This is a genomic window from Starkeya sp. ORNL1, from assembly GCF_012971745.1.
Lineage (GTDB): Bacteria > Pseudomonadota > Alphaproteobacteria > Rhizobiales > Xanthobacteraceae > Ancylobacter.
Genome location: NZ_CP048834.1, coordinates 3,675,679 through 3,693,895 on the forward strand (window position 1 = coordinate 3,675,679; position 18,217 = coordinate 3,693,895).

Sequence of the window (18,217 nt, forward strand, 5' to 3'; positions counted from 1 at the left end):
TCAGTCCTTCCCCGCGAACCGATCCGTCGCCCGGATCAGCGCATCGCGTATGCCCGGCTCGGAGAAGGCGTGGCCGGCGCCTTCGATCAGGTGAAAATCCGCCCGCGGCCAGACCTTGTGCAGTTCCCAGGCGTAGCGCGCCGGGCACGGCATGTCGTAGCGGCCATGCACGATGGTGCCGGGAATGCCGCTGAGCCGGTGCGCGTCGCGCAGCAGCTGGCCCTCGTCCAGCCAGCAGGCATGGGTGAAATAATGGTTCTCGACCCGGGCGAAGGCGATCGCGTAGTGCGCGTCTGCATGATGCGCGGACATTTCCTCGCTGGGCAGCAGCGTGATGGTCTCGCCCTCCCACAAGCTCCATGCCTTGGCGGCCTCGATCCGGAGGGCTTCATCATCACCCGTAAGCCGGCGGCGATAGGCGGCGATCAGGTCGCCGCGTTCATCCTCCGGAATCGGGGCCAGAAACCGCTCCCATTTGTCCGGGAACATCTCGGAGACGCCGAACTGATAGTACCAGGCGAGTTCCGCCCGGGTGACGGTGTAGATGCCACGCACCACCAGTTCGCTGACCCGCTCGGGGTGGGTCTGCGCATAAGCCAGCGCCAGCGTCGAGCCCCAGGAGCCGCCGAACACCAGCCATTTCTCGGCGCCGGCCAGTTCGCGCAGCCGCTCGATATCGGCGACGAGATGCCAGGTGGTGTTGGCCTCCAGCCCGGCATAGGGGGTGGAGCGCCCGCAACCGCGCTGGTCGAACAGCAATATGTCGTAGAGCGCCGGGTCGAACTGGCGCCGATGATCGGGCGAGGCGCCGGCGCCCGGTCCGCCGTGCAGGAACACTGCGGGCTTTCCGCCCGGCGTGCCGCAGCGCTCATAGTAGATGCGGTGCCCGTCGCCGACATCGAGCATGCCGGTCTCATAGGGCTCGATCGGCGGATAGAGCGTGCGCAGTTCGGTCATGGGATCACCTGTGGCGGGAGAGCCGAGAACAGCAGCCCTCACGGTCAAAGGCAATTGTCCCTGCAAAGGCAATTGGTCCTGTGGCGCACGCCGGGCGAACCGGCTATGAGCCTTGCATAGTCCTCCAGCGGGATGCCTCTCATGCCCGACAGCTACGATCTCGCCATTGTCGGGGCCGGCGTGGTCGGGCTCGGCCATGCGCTGGCGGCGAGCCGGCGCGGCCTCAAGGTCGTGGTCATCGATCGCGATGCGCAGGCCAACGGCGCGTCGATCCGCAATTTCGGCTTCATCACCGTCACCGGCCAGCAGCGCGGCGAATGCTGGCGCCGCGCCATGCGCTCGCGCGACATCTGGGCGGAGATCGCGCCCGAGGCCGGCATCGAGGTGGTGCATCGCGGGCTCATGGTCGCGGTGCGCCGGCCCGAGGCGATGACGGTGCTCGACGCCTTCGCCAAGACCGAGATGGGCGAAGGCTGCGAAGTGCTGGACGCGGAAGCGGCGCGCGCCCGGTTGCCGGCGCTCGGCACGCAACTGGCGGGTGCTCTCTGGAGCCCGCACGACATGCGGGTGGAATCGCGCGAGGCGATCCCGAAGCTGGCGCGCTGGCTCCATGAGGCTAAAAGCATCGAATTCCGCCGCGAGACCGCGGTGCTCGGCGTCGCGCCCGGCACGGTGCGTACCTCGTCCGGCACCATCCGCGCCGCGCGCATCGTGGTGGCGCCGGGCGATGATTTCCACACGCTGTTCGAGGATCGCATCGCCGCCTATGGGGTGACCCGCTGTAAGCTGCACATGATGCGCGTGGCCGATCCGGCGGTGGGAACGCTGCCCGGCTCGGTGATGACCGATCTCTCGCTCGGCCGCTATCTCGGCTATGCTGAACTCCCCGAGGCCGAACCGCTGAAGGCGCGGCTTGCCGCCGAGCAGGCCGAGCATCTGGCCAATGGCGTGCATCTCATCGTGGTGCAGTCGGCGGACGGCTCGCTGGTGGTCGGCGACAGCCATCATTATGCGGCGACGCCCGACCCGTTCGCGCCGGAGACGGTCGACGACCTCATCCTCGACGAATACGCCGCGACCTTCGACGGCCGCCCGGCGCGGGTGCTGGAACGTTGGACCGGCACCTACGCCTCGGCGCCGGACCGGCTCGCCTTCATCGACCGGCCGGACGAGACCATCCGCCTCGTCATGGTGACGAGCGGCACCGGCGCCTCCACCGGCTTCGCCATCGCCGAGGAGGCGGTGGCGGAGCTGTTCGATTGAAGTGCTTCGACCCTTAAAGAGCCCCTCATCCTGAGGTGCCGGCCGCAGGCCGGCCTCGAAGGATGCCAGCCCAGATGAACATCCTTCGAGGCTCGCTTCGCTCGCACCTCAGGATGAGGTTGCTAGAAGGACGAAACAAAGATGCTGAAAGCGCTCATCCTCGACTGGGCCGGCACGGCGGTCGATTTCGGCTCGCGGGCGCCGATGGGCGCTTTCGTCGAGGCGTTCTCACGCGTCGGCGTCACCATCTCGATCAAGGAAGCCCGCGGCCCAATGGGCCTGCCGAAGCGCGACCATGTCGCCAGCCTGATGCGCGAACCTGCCATTTCCGCGCGCTGGGTCGCCGCCCATGGCGCGGCGCCGACCGAGGCCGACATCGACCATGTGCTCGCCATCTTCGAGCCGCTGAACGTCGAGGTCATCCCGCAGCATGCCGACCTCATTCCCGGCCTGCTGGACGTGGTCACTGAAGCCCGCCGGCGCGGCATGAAGATCGGCTCTACCACCGGCTATACCCGCCCGATCATGGAGCGCCTGATGCCGCTGGCGGCGAGCGCCGGCTATGCGCCGGACAATGTCGTGTGCGCCGGCGACCTCGCGGCGGGGCGCCCCACGCCGCTGATGATGTACCGCACTTTCGCCGATATCGGGGCGTGGCCGCCCGAGGCCTGCGTGAAGCTCGACGACACAGAGCCCGGCATCGCCGAGGGGCTGGCCGCCGGCACATGGACGGTGGGCCTCGCGCTCTCCGGCAATGCCGCGGGCTACTCCAGGACCGAACTTGACGCGCTTTCGCCGGCCGAACTGGCGGACGTCCGCGCCAGGGCAAACGACAAGCTGTTCCGCGCCGGCGCGCATTATGTGATCGACACCGTGGCCGATCTCCTCCCGGTGCTCGACGCCATCGAGGCCCGGCTGGCTGCGGGCGCAAAGCCCTGAAGGTTGCCGCGCCCCGCGCCGTCCTCTAAACCCGCGCCAATCACTGCAAGGAATGGCGCCAATGGCCAACGACAAGATCAACAAGCTCAAAGCCCGCCTGCCGCGCGGCCTCGCCGATCGGGCTCCGAGCGAGCTCGCCGCCACCCGCGCCATGATGGAGACCATCCGGCAGGTCTATGAGCGCTACGGCTTCGAGGCGCTGGAGACGCCGTTCATCGAATATACCGACGCGCTCGGGAAGTTCCTGCCCGACCAGGACCGCCCGAACGAGGGCGTGTTCTCCTTCCAGGACGATGACGAGCAGTGGCTGTCGCTGCGCTACGACCTCACCGCTCCGCTGGCACGCCATGTGGCGGAGAATTTCGAACGGCTGGCCAAGCCCTTCCGCTCCTATCGGGCGGGCTGGGTGTTCCGCAATGAGAAGCCCGGCCCCGGCCGCTTCCGCCAGTTCATGCAGTTCGACGCCGACACCGTCGGCGCGCCCTCGGTCGCGGCCGATGCCGAGATCTGCATGATGGCGGCCGACACGCTGGAGGCGCTCGGCATTGCGCGCGGCGACTATGTGGTGAAGGTCAATAACCGCAAGGTGCTGGACGGCGTGATGGAGGCCATCGGCCTCGGCGGCGACGAGAATGCCGGCCGCCGGCTCACCGTGCTGCGCGCCATCGACAAGTTCGACAAGTTCGGGCTCAACGGCGTGCGCCTGCTGCTCGGCCCCGGCCGCAAGGATGAGAGCGGCGACTTCACCAAGGGCGCCGGGCTCGACGAGAAGCAGACCGCGATCGTGCTCGACACGCTGCGCGGCGGCGGGGATGGCGGCGCGCGCATCGAACTCTCGGGCGGCGATGTCGGTGCGGCGGCGGCGCTGGTCTCGAACGACTCGTTCCTGCAGGGCATGAATGAGCTTGGCGAGATCGCCAGCTACATCGAGGCCGCCGGCTATTCCGACCGCGTGCGCATCGACCCGTCCGTAGTACGCGGCCTGGAATATTATACCGGCCCGGTGTTCGAGGCCGAATTGACCTTCGAGGTGAAGGACGAGGATGGCCGCCCGGTGCGCTTCGGCTCGGTCGGCGGCGGCGGGCGCTATGACGGGCTGGTCGGACGCTTCCGTTCCGAGCCGGTGCCGGCGACCGGCTTCTCCATCGGCGTCTCGCGGCTCGCCGCCGCACTTGCCGCGCTCGGCAAGCAGGGCGGCGCCAAGGAATACGGTCCGGTCGTGGTGCTGGTGATGGATCGGGACCAGACGGCCCGCTATATGGGCCTCGCCAGGGCGCTGCGCGAAGCCGGCATCCGCGCCGAGATGTATCTCGGCAACCCGAAGAATCTCGGCAACCAGTTCAAATATGCCGACCGCCGCAACAGCCCCTGCGTCGTCATCCAGGGCTCCAATGAGCGCGAGGCCGGCGAGGTGCAGATCAAGGACCTGATCGAGGGCGCCAAGGCGGCCGCGGCCATCACCGACCGCGCCGAATGGGTCGAGGTCCGCCCGGCCCAGTTCACGTGCAAGGAGACCGAGCTGGTCGAGAAGGTCCGCGAGGTGCTGGCGCGGCACGGGATCGGGTGAGTCCGTTCTGCTTGAACATCCTTCGAGGCCCGGCCTTGCCGGGCGCCTCAGGATGACGTCGCGTTTATAAGACTACGTCATCCTGAGGTGCGAGCGCAGCGAGCCTCGAAGGATGCCCACGCAGAGCGACGCCTTGAAACCATGTCCGCACCGCCGCATGGACCGCACGCGGGGGCTTTGCTAGAAGCGCGCGGCGATTGAACGGACAACCCGCGTGACCGATGTGCGTGACCTGAAGACCGAAGCCCCGCGTCTCGACGTGATGCTGGCGCTCTATGCGCGCGCCGGCTTCACGCATGTCGCGCCGCCGGTGCTGCAGCCGGCCGATCCGTTCCTCGACCTGTCCGGCGAGGAAATGCGCCGGCTGATGTACCTCACCACCGATGCGAACGGCCGCGAATTGTGCCTCAGGCCCGACATCACGCTGCCGGTGTGCCGGCTCTATCTGGAGCAGGGCACCGAACGCCCGCGCGATTTCTGCTATCTCGGCCCGGTGTTCCGCTCCAGCGAGCCCAGCGGCGAATTCCTCCAGGCCGGCATTGAATCTTTCGGCCGCGCCGACCGCGAAGCCGCAGATGCGGAGATCCTCGCCCTCGCCCTTGAAACTGCGGCGCTGTGGGGCGTCACCAGCCCGGTGGTACGGCTCGGCGATGCCGGGCTGTTCGCCGCGCTGCTCGGCGCGCTCGCTCTCCCGCCGGGGTGGAAGCGGCGCCTGGTCAAGGATTTCGCCCGCTCCGGCAGTCTCGGCGCCGATCTCGCCGCCCTGAAGCAGCGCCCGGAAGCCGGCGGTGTCTCCGCCCATGCCGGCGTGCTCTCGGCGCTTGCCGGCTCCGACCCCGAGGCAGCCCACGCGCTGGTGACCGATTTGCTCTCCATAGCCGGCATATCGACGGTGGGCGGGCGCACCGTCTCGGAGATTGCCGAACGCTTCCTCGAACAGGCCGCCTCGGGCGATGCCGAGGGACTGCCGGCGGAAAAGGTCGACGTGCTGGAGCGCTACCTCGCCGTCGAGGGCGATCCGGACAGCGCGGCGAGCGCGTTGCGGACCCTGGCGGCGGATGCCGGTCTCGATCTCGCGGCCGCACTCGACGCCTTCGAGCAGCGCACCAATTTCCTTGCCGCCCAGGGCGTCGAGGTGGAGAGGCTGCGCTTTGCCAGCGCCTTCGGCCGCCCGCTCGATTACTACACCGGCATGGTGTTCGAACTGCACGCCGATGGCGCCCCGGCCCCGCTGGTCGGCGGCGGGCGCTATGACGGGCTGCTCGCCCGCCTCGGCGCCCCTGCGCCGATCCCGGCGGTCGGCTTCGCGGTATGGCCAGCACGGCTCGATGGGCTGCAAGCGACGGCATCGGAGGCCGCACGATGAGCGCGCTGATCGTCGCCGTTCCCTCCAAGGGCCGCCTGCAGGAGAATGCCTCCGCCTTCTTCGCTCGCGCCGGCATGGCGCTGACGCAGTCGCGCGGCGCGCGCGAGTATCGCGGCGCGCTGTCCGGCCTGCCGGAGGTCGAGATCGCCTATTTGTCGGCCTCGGAGATCGCCAGCCAGCTCGCCTCGGGCGCGGTGCATCTCGGCGTCACCGGCGAGGATCTGGTCCGCGAGACCATTCCCGACGCCGACGCCAAGGTGCTGCTGGTGGAAGGACTCGGCTTCGGCTTCGCCAATGTGGTGGTGGCGGTGCCGCAGGCCTGGATCGATGTGCGCACCATGCGCGACCTCGATGATGTGGCTACGCATTTCCACGCCAGCCGCGGCCGGCGCATGCGCGTCGCCACCAAGTATCTCAACCTCACTCGCGGCTTCTTCGAGCGCCACGGCATTGTCGATTACCGCATCGTCGAGAGCCTCGGCGCCACAGAAGGCACGCCGGCGGCCGGCACCGCGGAGCTGATCGTCGACATCACCACCACCGGGGCGACGCTTTCGGCGAATGCGCTGAAGGTGGTTGATGACGGCGTGATGCTGCGCTCGGAAGCAAACCTCGTCGCCTCGCTCGGGGCCGACTGGAACGAGGCCGCGCGGGCGGCGGCGCGGGCGCTGCTCGACCGCGTCACCGCCGCCAAGCGCGCGGCGACGATGCGCGAAGTGAAAAGCCGCTTTGCCGGCTGCGATGCGGCGATGATCGAGGAGGCGGTGCAGCGCTTTCGTTGCACGGCGCCGTTCGGCGCGCCGACCTCGTCCGGCATGGTGACGCTGCATTGCCCACCGGACACGCTGCACGGCCTTGCCGTGTATCTGCGCGAAAAGGGCGCGGCCAGCGTCTCGGTCGGCCCGCTCGACTATGTGTTCGCGGCGGAAAACCCGCTCTACGAGAAGCTGGAAGCCCGGCTCGGCTGAGCCTCAGCATATTCGGCGGCTTCGCCGATAGCATGGCCGAACAGGATGAGGCACGGCCCGCTGGCGCCCTGTTCTACCGCCCGCGCCAGCGCTTGCGCCAGCGTGCCCACGGTGGCGGCGACGCGCCGCTCCTCGGGACGGGTGGCCGAGAACACGGCGAGCGCCGGCACTTCGGCACCCAGTCCGGCGGCCATCGCCTTGCCGGCAAGCTCAGCCCAGGTACGCTGCGGCATATAGACGACCGTGGTGGCGGCGGGATCGGCCAGCGCGCCCCAGTCGAGGTCGCGCGGCAGCTTGCCGTCGCGGGCATGGGCTGTGATGAATTGCAGCCGGCGCGCATGGTCGCGATGGGTGAGCGAGACGCCGAGCCGGCTCGCCGCGCCCTGCGCCGAGGAGATGCCGGGCACGATCTCGACCGGAATGCCGGCATTGCGCGCGGCCGTGATCTCCTCGCCGGCCCGGCCGAAGATCAGCGGATCGCCGCCCTTCAGCCGCACCACGCGCTTGCCCTGCCTGGCGAGGCCGACCATCAGCGCATTGATGTCGTCCTGCTTGCAGGAGGGGCGATAGCCGGTCTTGCCGACCAGCATCTTCTTCGCCTCGCGCCGGGCGACATCGAGAACCAGGGGCGCGACAAGGTCGTCATAGAGCACGACGTCGGCGGCCTGCAGCAGCCGCACCGCCTTTAGTGTCAGCAATTCCGGATCGCCGGGCCCGGCGCCCACCAGCGCGATGCTGCCATGCTCCGGCCCGCGCTGCTCGAGCTCGGCCTGGGCGATGAGCGAGGCGCGCAAGCCATCCGCCGGCTCGTCATTGGGTGCTTCCAGCGCACGGGCGGTGAAGCGCTCCCAGAAGCGGCGGCGGCCATGATGGGAGAGGCCGAGCGCCGAGACCGCCGGCCGCCACTGCCGCGCCGCCTCGGCCCAGGCCTTGAAGCCCTGCGGGATGATTGCCTCGATCTTGGCGCGCACCGCCTGCCCGAATACCGGGGCGGCGCCGTCGGTGGAGATGCCGACCACCAGTGGCGAGCGATTGACGATGGCACCGAAGGCGAAGTCGCAGAAGGCCGGCTTATCGACCACGTTCACCGGCACGCCATGCGCGCGGGCAGCGGCGGCAAAGCGCGCGCCCTCCGCGTCATCCTCGATGGCGCCGATGGCGATCGCCGCGCCATCAAGATCGTCCGCTGCCCATTCGCGGTGATGGATGGTGAGTTGCCCGCCGGGCGGGCTATCCGCGAGGGCCGCTATCTCCGCCACCATCTCACTGGCATAAAGCTCCAGCGCGGCGCCGGCAGCGAGCAACAGCTCGGCCTTCCAGGCGGCGGCCGCGGAACCGCCGGCGAGCACCACCCTGCGTCCTTCCAGCGCGAAGAACAGCGGCAGGCGCGCCAGCGGCGCCATGCGCTCGCCGTCATGCTCAATCGGCCCCCTGTCCTGCGTCATTTCGGATTCCTTGCTGCGTCACCATTCAGGAAACGCAAATCGCGTGCCGCATCAAGTGGGCACTCTTAATCACGCGATATATGTGATGAATGAGGAATTAGCCACAGCTATGACGTGATTAAGCGAGCGCGGCATTTTTTGCGCGACGGCGGTGGATGGTAAGGAATTATCTCAAAGGTCGCTAAAATTTTAATGATTGATTTAAGCGGCAACAAACCATTTCCAGCCGATTCTCACCCCTAGGGAATCAGAGCGTCATAGAATCGGGAACAGATGATTCGTTTGCAAAAACAAGCCTGAAGGGCGCCTCGCGCCGATCCGGCGGGCATGCGCGCCGCCGCTCCGAACGACAATTTGGCCTGCTTAATCGACGGAGGCGTTCATGCTCCCCGCGCGACTGATCGAACGCGTCGCCATCGCCTCGCACCGCTTCGCGCAACGGTGCTTCCCGCTGCTGGAGCCGTGGGAAGCACTATCCCGCGAGCGGCGTTCCTATCAGATGGATGTCGCTGCGCACGGCATCGAGGGGCTGAGCCCGATCGATATCGTCATGCTGGTGGAGAAAATGCTGCCGGATTACGCGCTGGTGCCCCGCATCCCGGATCCGCGTCTGCTCGCGGAGCTCCAGGAAGCCGCGATCACCGATGCCGGCACTGCAACGGATGCGCGCCTGCGATATCGCGCGCTGATCGAGGTCGGCACCCACCGCCTGCATCGCCGCCTCGCCACCGGGAGCGGGCGGCGGGGATGAGCGCGACAAGCTGGCTCCAGACTCAGTGATTGCCCTTGTCGGCAATCTTGTCAGTCCAGGCCAGCACCACGCCGGAGACGACGAAGACAATGTGGATGACCACCATCCAGTACAGCACCTTCTCGTCGATGCCGCCCTTGTCGATGCTCATGAACGCCTTCAGCAGCGCGATGGCGGAGATGGCGACGATGGAAGCGAGCAGCTTCTGCTTCAGTCCGGCGAAATCGACCTTGGTCATCCACTCCGGCCAGTTGGCATGGCCCTCGACGTCGATCTTGGAGACAAAATTCTCGTAGCCGGAGAAGATGACGATGACGACCAGGCTGCCGGTAAAAGTGAGATCGATCAGCGCCAGTATGCCGAGGATGACGTCGGTCTCGCTCGAATCATAAGCGTGAAGGACGAAGTGGAGGAGTTCGGCACCGAACTTGAAGAGCACCACCGCCAGCGCGATGACGAGGCCGAAATAGAACGGCGCCATGATCCAGCGGCTGATGAGGATGAAGCGTACGATAATTTTTTCCATGGCCAGCCCGTGCACGTCCAATCCTGCGATGGGTGCCATGATGCGCTGCGGCAGGCAATAGCCGGACGACACGCCGCTGCGGCAAAACGGGCCGGTTTCGAGGTGCGAAAAAGGGGCGCGGATGACCGCGCCCCTCGCATTGTCTTACGTTAGGAGAGATTCAGGCGCCGACGCCCTCTCCGATCGGGCAGGTCACGCCGACGCCGCCAAGGCCGCAATAGCCGTTCGGATTCTTGGCGAGATACTGCTGGTGGTAGTCCTCGGCGAAATAGAATTCCGGGGCCTGCACGATTTCGGTGGTGATCGCCGGGAAGCCCTTCGCCTTCAAGGCCGCCTCGAAGGAAGCCTTCGAACGCTCGGCCACCTCGCGCTGGGCATCATTGGCGACATAGATCCCCGAACGGTACTGGGTGCCGACATCATTGCCCTGCTGCATGCCCTGGGTCGGATTATGGCTTTCCCAGAACACTTTCAGCAGTTCGTCATAGGTGATGACGGAGGGGTCATAGACCACCAGAACCGCCTCGGTGTGGCCGGTGCGGCCCGAGCACACCTCTTCATAGGTCGGGTTCGGCGTCGGGCCGTTGATGTAGCCGACCGCGGTCGCCCATACGCCCCTGGTCTGCCAGAAGCGCCGCTCGGCACCCCAGAAGCAGCCGAGCGCGAAGATCGCGGTCTTGAAGCCCTCGGGGTACGGCCCCTTCAACGGATGGCCATTCACGAAATGCCGCTCCGCCGTGCGCAACGGCGTCGCGCGACCGGCAAGGGCGGTCTCAGTGGTGGGAAGCTCGAGATTTTTCTTGAAGAAGAACATCAGGTATCCCTCGCTTTGGATGGCCCCAATGTAAGCATCCGCACCCCTCGTCGCCAGAAGGCGCGGGCGCAAGCCGGGCTCTGCCCACCTGCAAAGGTATGCTTATGCGCGCAAGGACGGCTCGCGCACCTCGCGCGTGCGGCCGAGCAGCAGCAGGATGAAGCCGAGCCCGCCGAGCACGGCAGCGAGCGGCGCCATCAGCAGCGGGACCATGAAGCGTTCCCAGATCTCCGGCGAGAGGTGCGTCTCGACCAGGGTCTGGAAGTGGCCGAGGCTCGCCTCATTGGTGGCGAACCAGGCCTCGCCGAGCGGCGTCATCACGATATCGGACGAGGCGATGGAGCGTGTACCGTCGACCACGAAGGCGACGAAACCACCGGCGAGCAGCCACAGTCCGATAAAGCGCACCAGGAAACGGATCATGCGTCGCTCATCCCTCAGGCTCGTCCCGGCCTTAACCATGCTTCGTGTAAGTGTCGACGGGCCGGCGCGCAAGTTCCCGCTAGGTACGCGCGTCGAACTGCACGACCTATTGACAGGCGCCGCATATTATGTGAGTGATCGTTCACTTACATAATCATCCGGGTCGGCACCCGGAGACGAGGAAACGAACCCCGATGTTCACGCGGCTGATGTCCACGAGGCGCTTCGCGCCGCTGTTCTGGTGCCAGTTTTTCAGCGCCTTCAACGACAATTTCGTGAAGAACGCGCTGGCTCTACTTATCCTCTACCAGCTCGGCGAGGAGCATGGCGGGGCACTGGTCACCGCCGCCGGCGGGCTGTTCATCCTGCCCTTCTTCCTGTTCTCCAGCCTGGGTGGCGAGCTGGCGGACCGCTACGACAAGGCGGTGATCGCCAAGCGGCTGAAGTTCACCGAGATCTGGGTGGTGCTGCTGGCGAGCGTCGGCTTCACGCTGCATTCGCTCCCGGTGCTGCTCACCGCGCTGTTCCTGATGGGCACGCTCGGCGCACTGTTCGGGCCGCTGAAATACGGCATCCTGCCGGACCATCTCGCCAAGAACGAACTGGTCGCCGGCAATGCGCTGGTGGAGACCGCGACCTTCCTCGCCATCCTCGCCGGCACGGTCGGCGGCGGCATCGCCATTGCCGAGTGGAGCAATTGGGCGGTGGCCGGCCTCACCTTCGTGTTCGGCGTCATCAGTTGGATCGCGGCGCGGCAGATTCCGCGCACCGGCGAGCGGGCGCCCGAGCTGAGGATCGACTTCAACATCGTGCGCGGCACTACGGCGCTGCTCAAGGAGCTCAAGGCCAATCGCCCGACCTGGGTCGGCTCTCTGGTGGTGAGCTGGTTCTGGCTGGTGGGCGCGGTGGTGCTCTCGCTGCTGCCCACGCTGGTGAAGGAAGACATCGGTGGCGCGGAGAGCGTGGTCACGCTGTTCCTGGTGCTGTTCACGGTCGGCGTCGCCATCGGCTCGACCTTGGCGGCGCGGCTCTCCGAAGGGCGCATCATATTGGCGCTGGTGCCGTTCGCCGGCGTGATGATGGGTCTGTTCGCCATCTATTTCGGGCTGGTGATGTGGAACGTCACCCCCGGCCCGGCTCCGATCGGCTGGTATCAGTTCCTCACCTCCGGCCTCGGCATCCACGCCTTCATTGGCCTGATCGGGCTGGCAGCGGCCGGCGGCATGTTCGTGGTGCCGACCTTCGCCTATGTGCAGAGCGAGGCCGGCGAGGAACAGCGTGCCCGCGTCATAGCCGGCAATAATGTGCTGAACGCCGCCTTCATGGTGAGCGGCGCGGTGATCATCGGCGTGCTGCAGGTCGCCGGCTTCAAGGCGCCGGCGCTGGTGGCGCTGATCGGCGTGGCGTGCCTCTTCGTCGCGCTGCTGGTCGGCCACGCCTTCCAGGGCCAGGTGCTGCGCGACCTGATCAAGCTGATCTTCCGTGTGGCGTTCCGCGTCGAGGTGAAGGGCGCCGAGCACCTGAAGACCGCCGGGCCGCGCACCGTGATCGCCATCAACCATGTGAGCTTCCTCGACGCGCCGCTGGTGATGGCGCTGCTCGATAACGATCCGATCTTCGCCATCGATTCCTGGATCGCGCAGCGCTGGTGGGTGAAGCCGTTCCTCAAGCTGGTACGCGCCTTCCCGCTCGACCCGACGCGGCCTTTGGCGACGCGCGACCTCATCAAGCTGGTGAAGGAAGGCAATCCGCTGGTCATCTTTCCGGAGGGGCGCATCACCGTCACCGGCTCGATCATGAAGATCTATGACGGCTCGGCGATGATCGCCGACAAGGCGGAGGCCGAGGTCATCCCGGTGCGTATCGAGGGGCTGGAGCAGACGCCGTTCTCCCGCCTCTCGCCGGACCAGACCCGCAAGCGCTGGTTCCCCAAGGTACACGTCACCATCCTGCCGCCGGTGAAGCTGGAGGTCGACCCGGACCTGTTCGGCCGCAAGCGCCGGCAGGCGGCAGGCGCAGCGCTCTATGACGTGATGAGCGATCTCGTGTTCGAGACCAGCCACACCGCCACCACGCTCTATCACGCAGTGGAGGAGACAGCGGAGCGCCTCGGCAAGGGCCGGATGATCGTCGAGGATCCGCTGGGCACCAGGCTCACCTATCGCAAGCTGCTGCTGGGCACCAAGGTGCTGGGCGAAAAGCTGGCGGCGGTGACGCAACCCGGCGAGACCGTCGGCGTACTGCTGCCGAACGCCGCCGGCGTCGCCGTGGTGCTGCTCGGCCTGCATCGCCATGGCCGGGTGCCGGCGATGCTGAACTACACCGCCGGCGCCGCGAACCTCGTCGCGGCCTGCAAGGCTGCGCAGATCCGGACCGTCATCGCCTCGAAGGCCTTCATCGAGAAGGCGCGGCTCGAAGACGAGGTGGCGGAGCTTTCCAAGCATGTCCGCATCCTGCTGACCGAGGACATCCGCGCCGGCGTCGGCACCATGGACAAGCTGAAGGCGATGCTACCGGCGAAGGCGCCGACCACCGCGACGCCGGACGATCCCGCCTTTGTGCTGTTCACCTCCGGCTCGGAGGGCACGCCGAAGGGCGTCGTGCTCTCGCATCGCAATCTGCTCGCAAACGTCGCGCAGGTGGCGGCGCGGATCGATTTCTCGCCGGCCGACATCATCTTCAACGTGCTGCCGGTGTTCCATTCGTTCGGGCTGACCGGCGGCTTGGTGCTGCCGCTGGTCTCCGGCACCAAGACCTTCCTCTACCCGTCCCCGCTGCACTACCGGATCATTCCGGAGCTGGTCTACGGCACCAATGCCACCGCCATCTTCGGCACCGACACCTTCCTGATGGGCTATGCCCGCACGGCGAACCCCTATGACTTCCGCTCGCTGCGCTTCGTCGTCGCCGGCGCCGAGCCGGTGAAGGCGGAAACGCGCCGGGTGTGGATGGAGAAGTTCGGCCACCGCATCCTGGAGGGCTATGGCGTCACCGAATGCTCGCCGGTACTGGCGGTGAACACGCCGATGTTCAACCGCGCCGGCACGGTCGGCCGCATGCTGCCGGGCATCGAGCTCAGGCTCGAGCCGATGCCGGGCATCGAGGATGCCGGCAAGCTGCATGTGCGCGGGCCGAACATCATGCTCGGCTATCTGCGCACCGAGGCGCCGGGTGTGATCGAGAAGCCCGAGGGCGGCTGGCACGACACTGGCGACATCGTCGCCATCGATGGCGAGGGCTTCGTCGGCATTCGCGGCCGGGTGAAGCGCTTCGCCAAGATCGCCGGCGAGATGGTCTCGCTCGCCGCTGTCGACGCCATGGTCGGCACGCTGCGTCCCGATGCCGAGCATGTCACGGTGGCGGTGCCGGACGCGCGCAAGGGCGAGCGGCTTGTTTTGATGACCACCGCGTCGGACCTCAACCGCGCGGCGCTGCAGGCGCATTTCCGCGAGCTCGGCGCCACCGAATTGATGATCCCGGCGGAAATACTGCCGATGGATGCGCTGCCGCTGCTCGGCTCCGGCAAGGTCGACTTCATGGCGGCGCGGCGGCTCGCCATGGAGATCATCACCGCCCGGGCGACAACGGCGGCGGGGGCGGCGTCATGAGCCGCCCGGCAGTCGTCCGCCGGGGCCGCGACGGCACCGAGACGCGCGCGCGCATCGAGACGGAAGCGTTGCGGCTGTTCGCCTCGAAAGGCGTTCACGGCACTTCGGTGCGCGATATCGCCCAGGCGGTCGGCGTGGCGGAAGGCGCACTCTACCGCCATTTCGTCTCCAAGGAGGCGCTGGCGCGCGAGCTGTTCCTCGGCCGCTATGCCGAGCTCGCGCGTGGCATCGATGAGGTGGCGCGCGTGGTGCCGGACTTTGCCGGCCGCATTCGCGCCGTGGCCGAGCATGCCTGCTCCCTGTTCGACGCCGAGCCGGCGCTGTTCGCCTATCTGCTCATCAGCCAGCACGACCATCTCGGCGCGGTGCCGATCGAGCCGGCCGAGAATGTGGTGGAAGCGCTGGCGGGGTTGCTGCGCGAGGGCATCGCGCGCGGCGAGGTGCCGGAGCAGGACGTCGCGCTCGCCAGCGCGCTGGCGCTCGGCTGCGTGGTGCAGCCGGCGGTGTTCGTGCTTTACGGGCGCCTGGAGGGCCCGCTGATGCGGCACGCGGAGCGGATCACTCAGGCGGTGCTGGCCGCAGTCAATGCATCATCATCCCGGCCGCAGGCGTAGCCGGAGAGCCGGGATCGCTCCCCGATGTTTGCGCGATCCCGGATCGGCCTTCAGCCGTCCGAGATGACGTCGTCACGGAAGGATCCGGTAGAACTGGACGAAGCCGGGACGCTGCGCGACCTGCTCATAGAGCTTGATCGCGGTCGAATTGGTCTCATGCGTCAGCCAATAGACGCGCCTGGTTCCCTTCGCCTGCGCCGCGGCATAGACATGCTCGATCAGCGCGCGGCCGATGCCGCCGCCGCGCACCTCGGGATAGACGAAGAGATCGTTCAGGTAGCAATAATTCTCCGCCATCCAGGTCGAGCGGTGGAAGATGTAGTGGACAAGGCCGACGGCCCGCTCACCCTGCCACGCCAACGCACCATGCACCGGCTCGCCAGCATCCAGCAGGCGTGCCCAGGTCACCGCCGAGACGTCGTCGGGAATGTCGACCTTGTAGAACGCCTGGTAGCCGCGCCAGAGCGGCAGCCATGACGATTGCTGGTCGGCTTCGATCGGGCGGATGACGATGTCGGCGCTCATGCTCGTTCCTTGTGGGATTGTGGAAGCCGCCCGCGATCGCGACCGACTCCCTCTCCCGCTTGCGGGAGAGGGAAGTCGATCAGAACAGCTTCATGCCCGGTGGGATCGGCAGGCCGGCGGTCAGCGCCTGGGTCTTCTCCTGGATCAGCCGGTCGCCCTTGGTGCGGGCGTCGGCGTGGGCGGCGATGATCAGGTCTTCCAGTATCTCCGCTTCGTCTGGATTGAGCAGGCTCGGATCGATGGAGAGGCCCTTCAGCGAACCCTTGGCGGTCAGCGTCACCTTGACCATGCCGGCGCCGGAGACGCCTTCGACCTCGGTCGCCTCCAGCTCGTTCTGAAGCTGCTCCATGCGCGCCTGCATGTCCTTCAGCTTGGACATCATGCCGAGAAGGTCTTTCATGGAACGTCCTCTTTAACTTCTAGAACTCGATCTCGTCGTCCGGTCCCGGCCCTTCATTGAGCGCGGCGACCAGCCCTTCATACTCTTCCGGCGACATCTCCGGCGCCGCTTCCTCACTGAGCCGGGTGCGCACATCGACGATGGAAGCGCCCGGAAAGCGCTCCAGCACCGCGGCGACCAGCGGATCGGCGCGCACGCCGGTCATCATCGAGGCGTGCTCGGCGTCCTTCTGCTCGGCCAGCGTCGGCTCGGCCGGCTCCTGCTGCGACAGCGCGATCAGCCAGCGCCGGCCGGTCCAGTTGGAGATCTTGTTCTGCAGCTCCTGCACCAGCGCCGGCGAGGCGCCAGGCACCAGCGCGATCTCGATCCGCCCTTCCTCGAAGGCAACGGGACGCATCTGGTTCTCGATGGCGTGCTTCATCCTGAGATCGCGCTGCGCGGAGGCCAGCGCCGCGAGGTCGACCATGGTGGAGAGCCTGGGACCGGCGGGCACCGGCTCCGGCGCGCGTTCGACCGGCTGCGGCCGCGGCGCCGAATTCTGCGTCGCCAAGGCGAGACGCGCCCCGCCACCACTGGAGGCGCTCGGGCCGGACGGCGGTGCCGGGCGCTGTGCGGATGGTGTGCCCTCGCCGTTCGATGCATCTTCCTTCAGACGACGCAGCGCTTCGTCCGGCGTCGGCAGATCGGCGGCGTAGGCGAGGCGCACCAGCACCATCTCCGCCGCCTGCATGGGTTTGGCCGCCTGCTGCACCTCGGCGAGGCCCTTGGTCAGCATCTGCCAGGCCCGCGCCAGCACGCGCATGGAAAGCCTGGACGCGAAATCCGCGCCACGCACCCGCTCGGCCTCGATCAGCGAGGGATCGGTGGCGGTCTCCGGGATGATCTTCAGCCGCGTGACGAAATGGGTGAATTCGGCGAGGTCGGAGATCGCCACCGCCGGATCGGCACCGGCGTCATATTGCTCGCGCAGCTCGGTCAGCGCGGCGCCGATATCGCCCTTCATCAGCGCTTCGAACAGGTCGATGACGCGGGCCTTGTCGGCAAGGCCGAGCAGCGAACGCACCTCGTCAGCATGCACGGTACCACTACCGTGCGCGATCGCCTGGTCGAGCAGCGAAAGCGCGTCGCGCACCGAGCCCTCGGCGGCGCGGGCGACGAGGCCGAGTGCCTCGGGCGCGACGCTCACATGCTCCGCTTCGCAGATCGTGCGCAGATGCCCGGCGAGCACGCCGGCATCGACCCGGCGCAGATCGAAGCGCTGGCACCGCGACAGCACAGTCACCGGAACCTTGCGGATCTCGGTGGTGGCGAAGATGAACTTCACATGCTCGGGCGGCTCTTCGAGCGTCTTCAAGAGCCCGTTGAAGGCCGCCGTGGAGAGCATGTGCACTTCGTCGATGATGAAGACCTTGTAGCGCGCCAGGACCGGCTTGTAGCGCGCCGCCTCGATGATCTCGCGAATGTCGCCGATGCCGGTATTGGAGGCGGCGTCCATCTCCTGGACGTCGACATGGCGGCTCTCGATGATGTCACGGCAGTGCCGGCCGAGCACCGGCATATCGAGCGTGGGGGCGCCCCCGCCTTCCGGCGGCTCATAGTTCAAAGCGCGGGCGAGGATGCGGGCGGTGGTGGTCTTGCCGACGCCGCGCACGCCGGTGAGGATATAGGCCTGCGCGATGCGGTTGGAGGCGAACGCGTTCTTCAGCGTGCGCACCATCGCTTCCTGGCCGATCAGGTCATCGAAGCTCTGCGGACGGTATTTGCGGGCGAGCACGCGATAGGGAGCGGCGATTGCCGGCACATCCAGCCCGGGCAATGCAAACCCGGGGGCGTCGTCATCAGGAGCGGCGCCCTCGCTCATCGCGCATCCATGGCTCGGGAATAGGGTGGGAGGCTGACATGCGACCCGAGACGGGCTCGTTGGGGCTGCTTCCTTCCGGACCTGACCCGGTTGGCGAGTGGCTCGTCCACCGCCAACCTCCCGGCCCCTATATCGGATGATCCGGGACGCGACGCAAGGGCCGGCGGCGTTTGTCCAATGTCATCCAAAC

General features: G+C 67.2%; 16 protein-coding genes and 1 other RNA gene. 8 read left to right on the plus strand and 9 right to left on the minus strand.

Annotation, left to right across the window (positions count from 1 at the left end; all coding sequences use genetic code 11):
- Positions 1-957, minus strand: coding sequence for a prolyl aminopeptidase (pip, locus tag G3545_RS17455; RefSeq protein ID WP_170014544.1), 957 nt, complete (start codon positions 955-957; stop codon positions 1-3).
- 141 nt (positions 958-1,098) lie between these two features.
- On the opposite strand from pip, the gene G3545_RS17460 reads away from it, so the two are divergent.
- The 5 genes from G3545_RS17460 (at position 1,099) to hisG (ending at position 7,060) form a co-directional block, all read left to right on the plus strand.
- Positions 1,099-2,220 (plus strand): TIGR03364 family FAD-dependent oxidoreductase, encoded by a 1,122-nt coding sequence (locus tag G3545_RS17460; protein WP_170014545.1) that lies wholly within the window; start codon positions 1,099-1,101, stop codon positions 2,218-2,220.
- 141 nt (positions 2,221-2,361) lie between these two features.
- Positions 2,362-3,159 carry a phosphonoacetaldehyde hydrolase gene (gene phnX / locus G3545_RS17465; protein ID WP_170014546.1) on the plus strand — a complete coding sequence of 266 codons (798 nt, stop codon included), beginning with the start codon at positions 2,362-2,364 and terminating at the stop codon, positions 3,157-3,159.
- Positions 3,160-3,220: 61 nt separating this feature from the next.
- On the plus strand, positions 3,221-4,726 hold the full coding sequence (gene hisS, locus G3545_RS17470) for a histidine--tRNA ligase (protein ID WP_170014547.1): 1,506 nt from the start codon (positions 3,221-3,223) through the stop codon (positions 4,724-4,726).
- Between the two features lie 214 nt (positions 4,727-4,940).
- Complete coding sequence (locus G3545_RS17475) at positions 4,941-6,092, plus strand: ATP phosphoribosyltransferase regulatory subunit (RefSeq protein ID WP_281411679.1); 1,152 nt, start codon at positions 4,941-4,943, stop codon at positions 6,090-6,092.
- Positions 6,089-7,060 (plus strand): ATP phosphoribosyltransferase, encoded by a 972-nt coding sequence (gene hisG, locus G3545_RS17480; protein ID WP_170014548.1) that lies wholly within the window; start codon positions 6,089-6,091, stop codon positions 7,058-7,060. Before G3545_RS17475 ends, hisG begins: the two co-directional genes overlap by 4 nt.
- Here the strand turns inward: hisG and cysG are convergent.
- The gene (cysG, locus tag G3545_RS17485) at positions 7,030-8,505 is read right to left on the minus strand and encodes a siroheme synthase CysG (protein ID WP_170014549.1); all 1,476 of its coding nucleotides are present in this window, start codon (positions 8,503-8,505) and stop codon (positions 7,030-7,032) included. The two genes, hisG and cysG, sit on opposite strands and share 31 nt — an antisense overlap.
- Before the next feature lie 382 nt (positions 8,506-8,887).
- Here cysG and G3545_RS17490 point away from each other — a divergent pair, with 382 nt between their 5' ends.
- Positions 8,888-9,256: a hypothetical protein gene (locus G3545_RS17490; protein ID WP_170014550.1), complete on the plus strand. Its 369-nt coding sequence runs from the start codon at positions 8,888-8,890 to the stop codon at positions 9,254-9,256.
- A gap of 22 nt (positions 9,257-9,278) precedes the next feature.
- Here the strand turns inward: G3545_RS17490 and G3545_RS17495 are convergent, their stop codons facing one another.
- The 3 genes from G3545_RS17495 to G3545_RS17505 all read right to left on the minus strand — a co-directional run bounded on the left by G3545_RS17495 (position 9,279) and on the right by G3545_RS17505 (position 11,019).
- Positions 9,279-9,782 (minus strand): TIGR00645 family protein, encoded by a 504-nt coding sequence (locus tag G3545_RS17495; RefSeq protein ID WP_170014551.1) that lies wholly within the window; start codon positions 9,780-9,782, stop codon positions 9,279-9,281.
- Positions 9,783-9,942: 160 nt separating this feature from the next.
- A complete protein-coding gene (gene msrA / locus G3545_RS17500) occupies positions 9,943-10,596 on the minus strand; it encodes a peptide-methionine (S)-S-oxide reductase MsrA (RefSeq protein WP_170014552.1) in 654 nt (217 codons plus the stop codon).
- Positions 10,597-10,698: 102 nt separating this feature from the next.
- Entirely contained in the window at positions 10,699-11,019 is a 321-nt protein-coding gene (locus tag G3545_RS17505) for a hypothetical protein (protein ID WP_170014553.1), read from the minus strand.
- Positions 11,020-11,213: 194 nt separating this feature from the next.
- Between G3545_RS17505 and G3545_RS17510 the strand changes: the two genes are divergently transcribed.
- Positions 11,214-14,627 carry an acyl-[ACP]--phospholipid O-acyltransferase gene (locus G3545_RS17510; protein ID WP_170014554.1) on the plus strand — a complete coding sequence of 1,138 codons (3,414 nt, stop codon included), beginning with the start codon at positions 11,214-11,216 and terminating at the stop codon, positions 14,625-14,627.
- Positions 14,624-15,241, plus strand: coding sequence for a TetR/AcrR family transcriptional regulator (locus G3545_RS17515; protein ID WP_170014555.1), 618 nt, complete (start codon positions 14,624-14,626; stop codon positions 15,239-15,241). The genes G3545_RS17510 and G3545_RS17515 overlap by 4 nt, the downstream gene beginning before the upstream one ends.
- A 72-nt stretch (positions 15,242-15,313) precedes the next feature.
- On the opposite strand, the gene G3545_RS17520 is transcribed toward G3545_RS17515, so the two are convergent.
- The 4 genes from G3545_RS17520 to ffs all read right to left on the minus strand — a co-directional run bounded on the left by G3545_RS17520 (position 15,314) and on the right by ffs (position 18,148).
- Positions 15,314-15,766: a GNAT family N-acetyltransferase gene (locus G3545_RS17520; RefSeq protein WP_170014556.1), complete on the minus strand. Its 453-nt coding sequence runs from the start codon at positions 15,764-15,766 to the stop codon at positions 15,314-15,316.
- A 79-nt stretch (positions 15,767-15,845) separates the two neighbouring features.
- A complete protein-coding gene (locus tag G3545_RS17525) occupies positions 15,846-16,166 on the minus strand; it encodes a YbaB/EbfC family nucleoid-associated protein (RefSeq protein WP_170014557.1) in 321 nt (106 codons plus the stop codon).
- A 19-nt stretch (positions 16,167-16,185) separates the two neighbouring features.
- Positions 16,186-18,027 carry a DNA polymerase III subunit gamma/tau gene (locus tag G3545_RS17530; protein ID WP_170014558.1) on the minus strand — a complete coding sequence of 614 codons (1,842 nt, stop codon included), beginning with the start codon at positions 18,025-18,027 and terminating at the stop codon, positions 16,186-16,188.
- Positions 18,028-18,052: 25 nt separating this feature from the next.
- An RNA gene (ffs, locus tag G3545_RS17535) (signal recognition particle sRNA small type) lies at positions 18,053-18,148 on the minus strand.
- Between the last annotated feature and the right edge of the window lie 69 nt (positions 18,149-18,217).

Excerpts from the sequence above, each read along its gene's own strand:
- pip (WP_170014544.1), bottom strand. The coding sequence starts at position 957 with ATGACCGAACTGCGCACGCTCTATCCGCCGATCGAGCCCTATGAGACC.
- G3545_RS17460 (WP_170014545.1), top strand. The coding sequence starts at position 1,099 with ATGCCCGACAGCTACGATCTCGCCATTGTCGGGGCCGGCGTGGTCGGG.
- phnX (WP_170014546.1), top strand. The coding sequence starts at position 2,362 with ATGCTGAAAGCGCTCATCCTCGACTGGGCCGGCACGGCGGTCGATTTC.
- hisS (WP_170014547.1), top strand. The coding sequence starts at position 3,221 with ATGGCCAACGACAAGATCAACAAGCTCAAAGCCCGCCTGCCGCGCGGC.
- hisG (WP_170014548.1), top strand. The coding sequence starts at position 6,089 with ATGAGCGCGCTGATCGTCGCCGTTCCCTCCAAGGGCCGCCTGCAGGAG.
- cysG (WP_170014549.1), bottom strand. The coding sequence starts at position 8,505 with ATGACGCAGGACAGGGGGCCGATTGAGCATGACGGCGAGCGCATGGCG.
- G3545_RS17490 (WP_170014550.1), top strand. The coding sequence starts at position 8,888 with ATGCTCCCCGCGCGACTGATCGAACGCGTCGCCATCGCCTCGCACCGC.
- G3545_RS17495 (WP_170014551.1), bottom strand. The coding sequence starts at position 9,782 with ATGGAAAAAATTATCGTACGCTTCATCCTCATCAGCCGCTGGATCATG.
- msrA (WP_170014552.1), bottom strand. The coding sequence starts at position 10,596 with ATGTTCTTCTTCAAGAAAAATCTCGAGCTTCCCACCACTGAGACCGCC.
- G3545_RS17505 (WP_170014553.1), bottom strand. The coding sequence starts at position 11,019 with ATGATCCGTTTCCTGGTGCGCTTTATCGGACTGTGGCTGCTCGCCGGT.
- G3545_RS17510 (WP_170014554.1), top strand. The coding sequence starts at position 11,214 with ATGTTCACGCGGCTGATGTCCACGAGGCGCTTCGCGCCGCTGTTCTGG.
- G3545_RS17515 (WP_170014555.1), top strand. The coding sequence starts at position 14,624 with ATGAGCCGCCCGGCAGTCGTCCGCCGGGGCCGCGACGGCACCGAGACG.
- G3545_RS17520 (WP_170014556.1), bottom strand. The coding sequence starts at position 15,766 with ATGAGCGCCGACATCGTCATCCGCCCGATCGAAGCCGACCAGCAATCG.
- G3545_RS17525 (WP_170014557.1), bottom strand. The coding sequence starts at position 16,166 with ATGAAAGACCTTCTCGGCATGATGTCCAAGCTGAAGGACATGCAGGCG.
- G3545_RS17530 (WP_170014558.1), bottom strand. The coding sequence starts at position 18,027 with ATGAGCGAGGGCGCCGCTCCTGATGACGACGCCCCCGGGTTTGCATTG.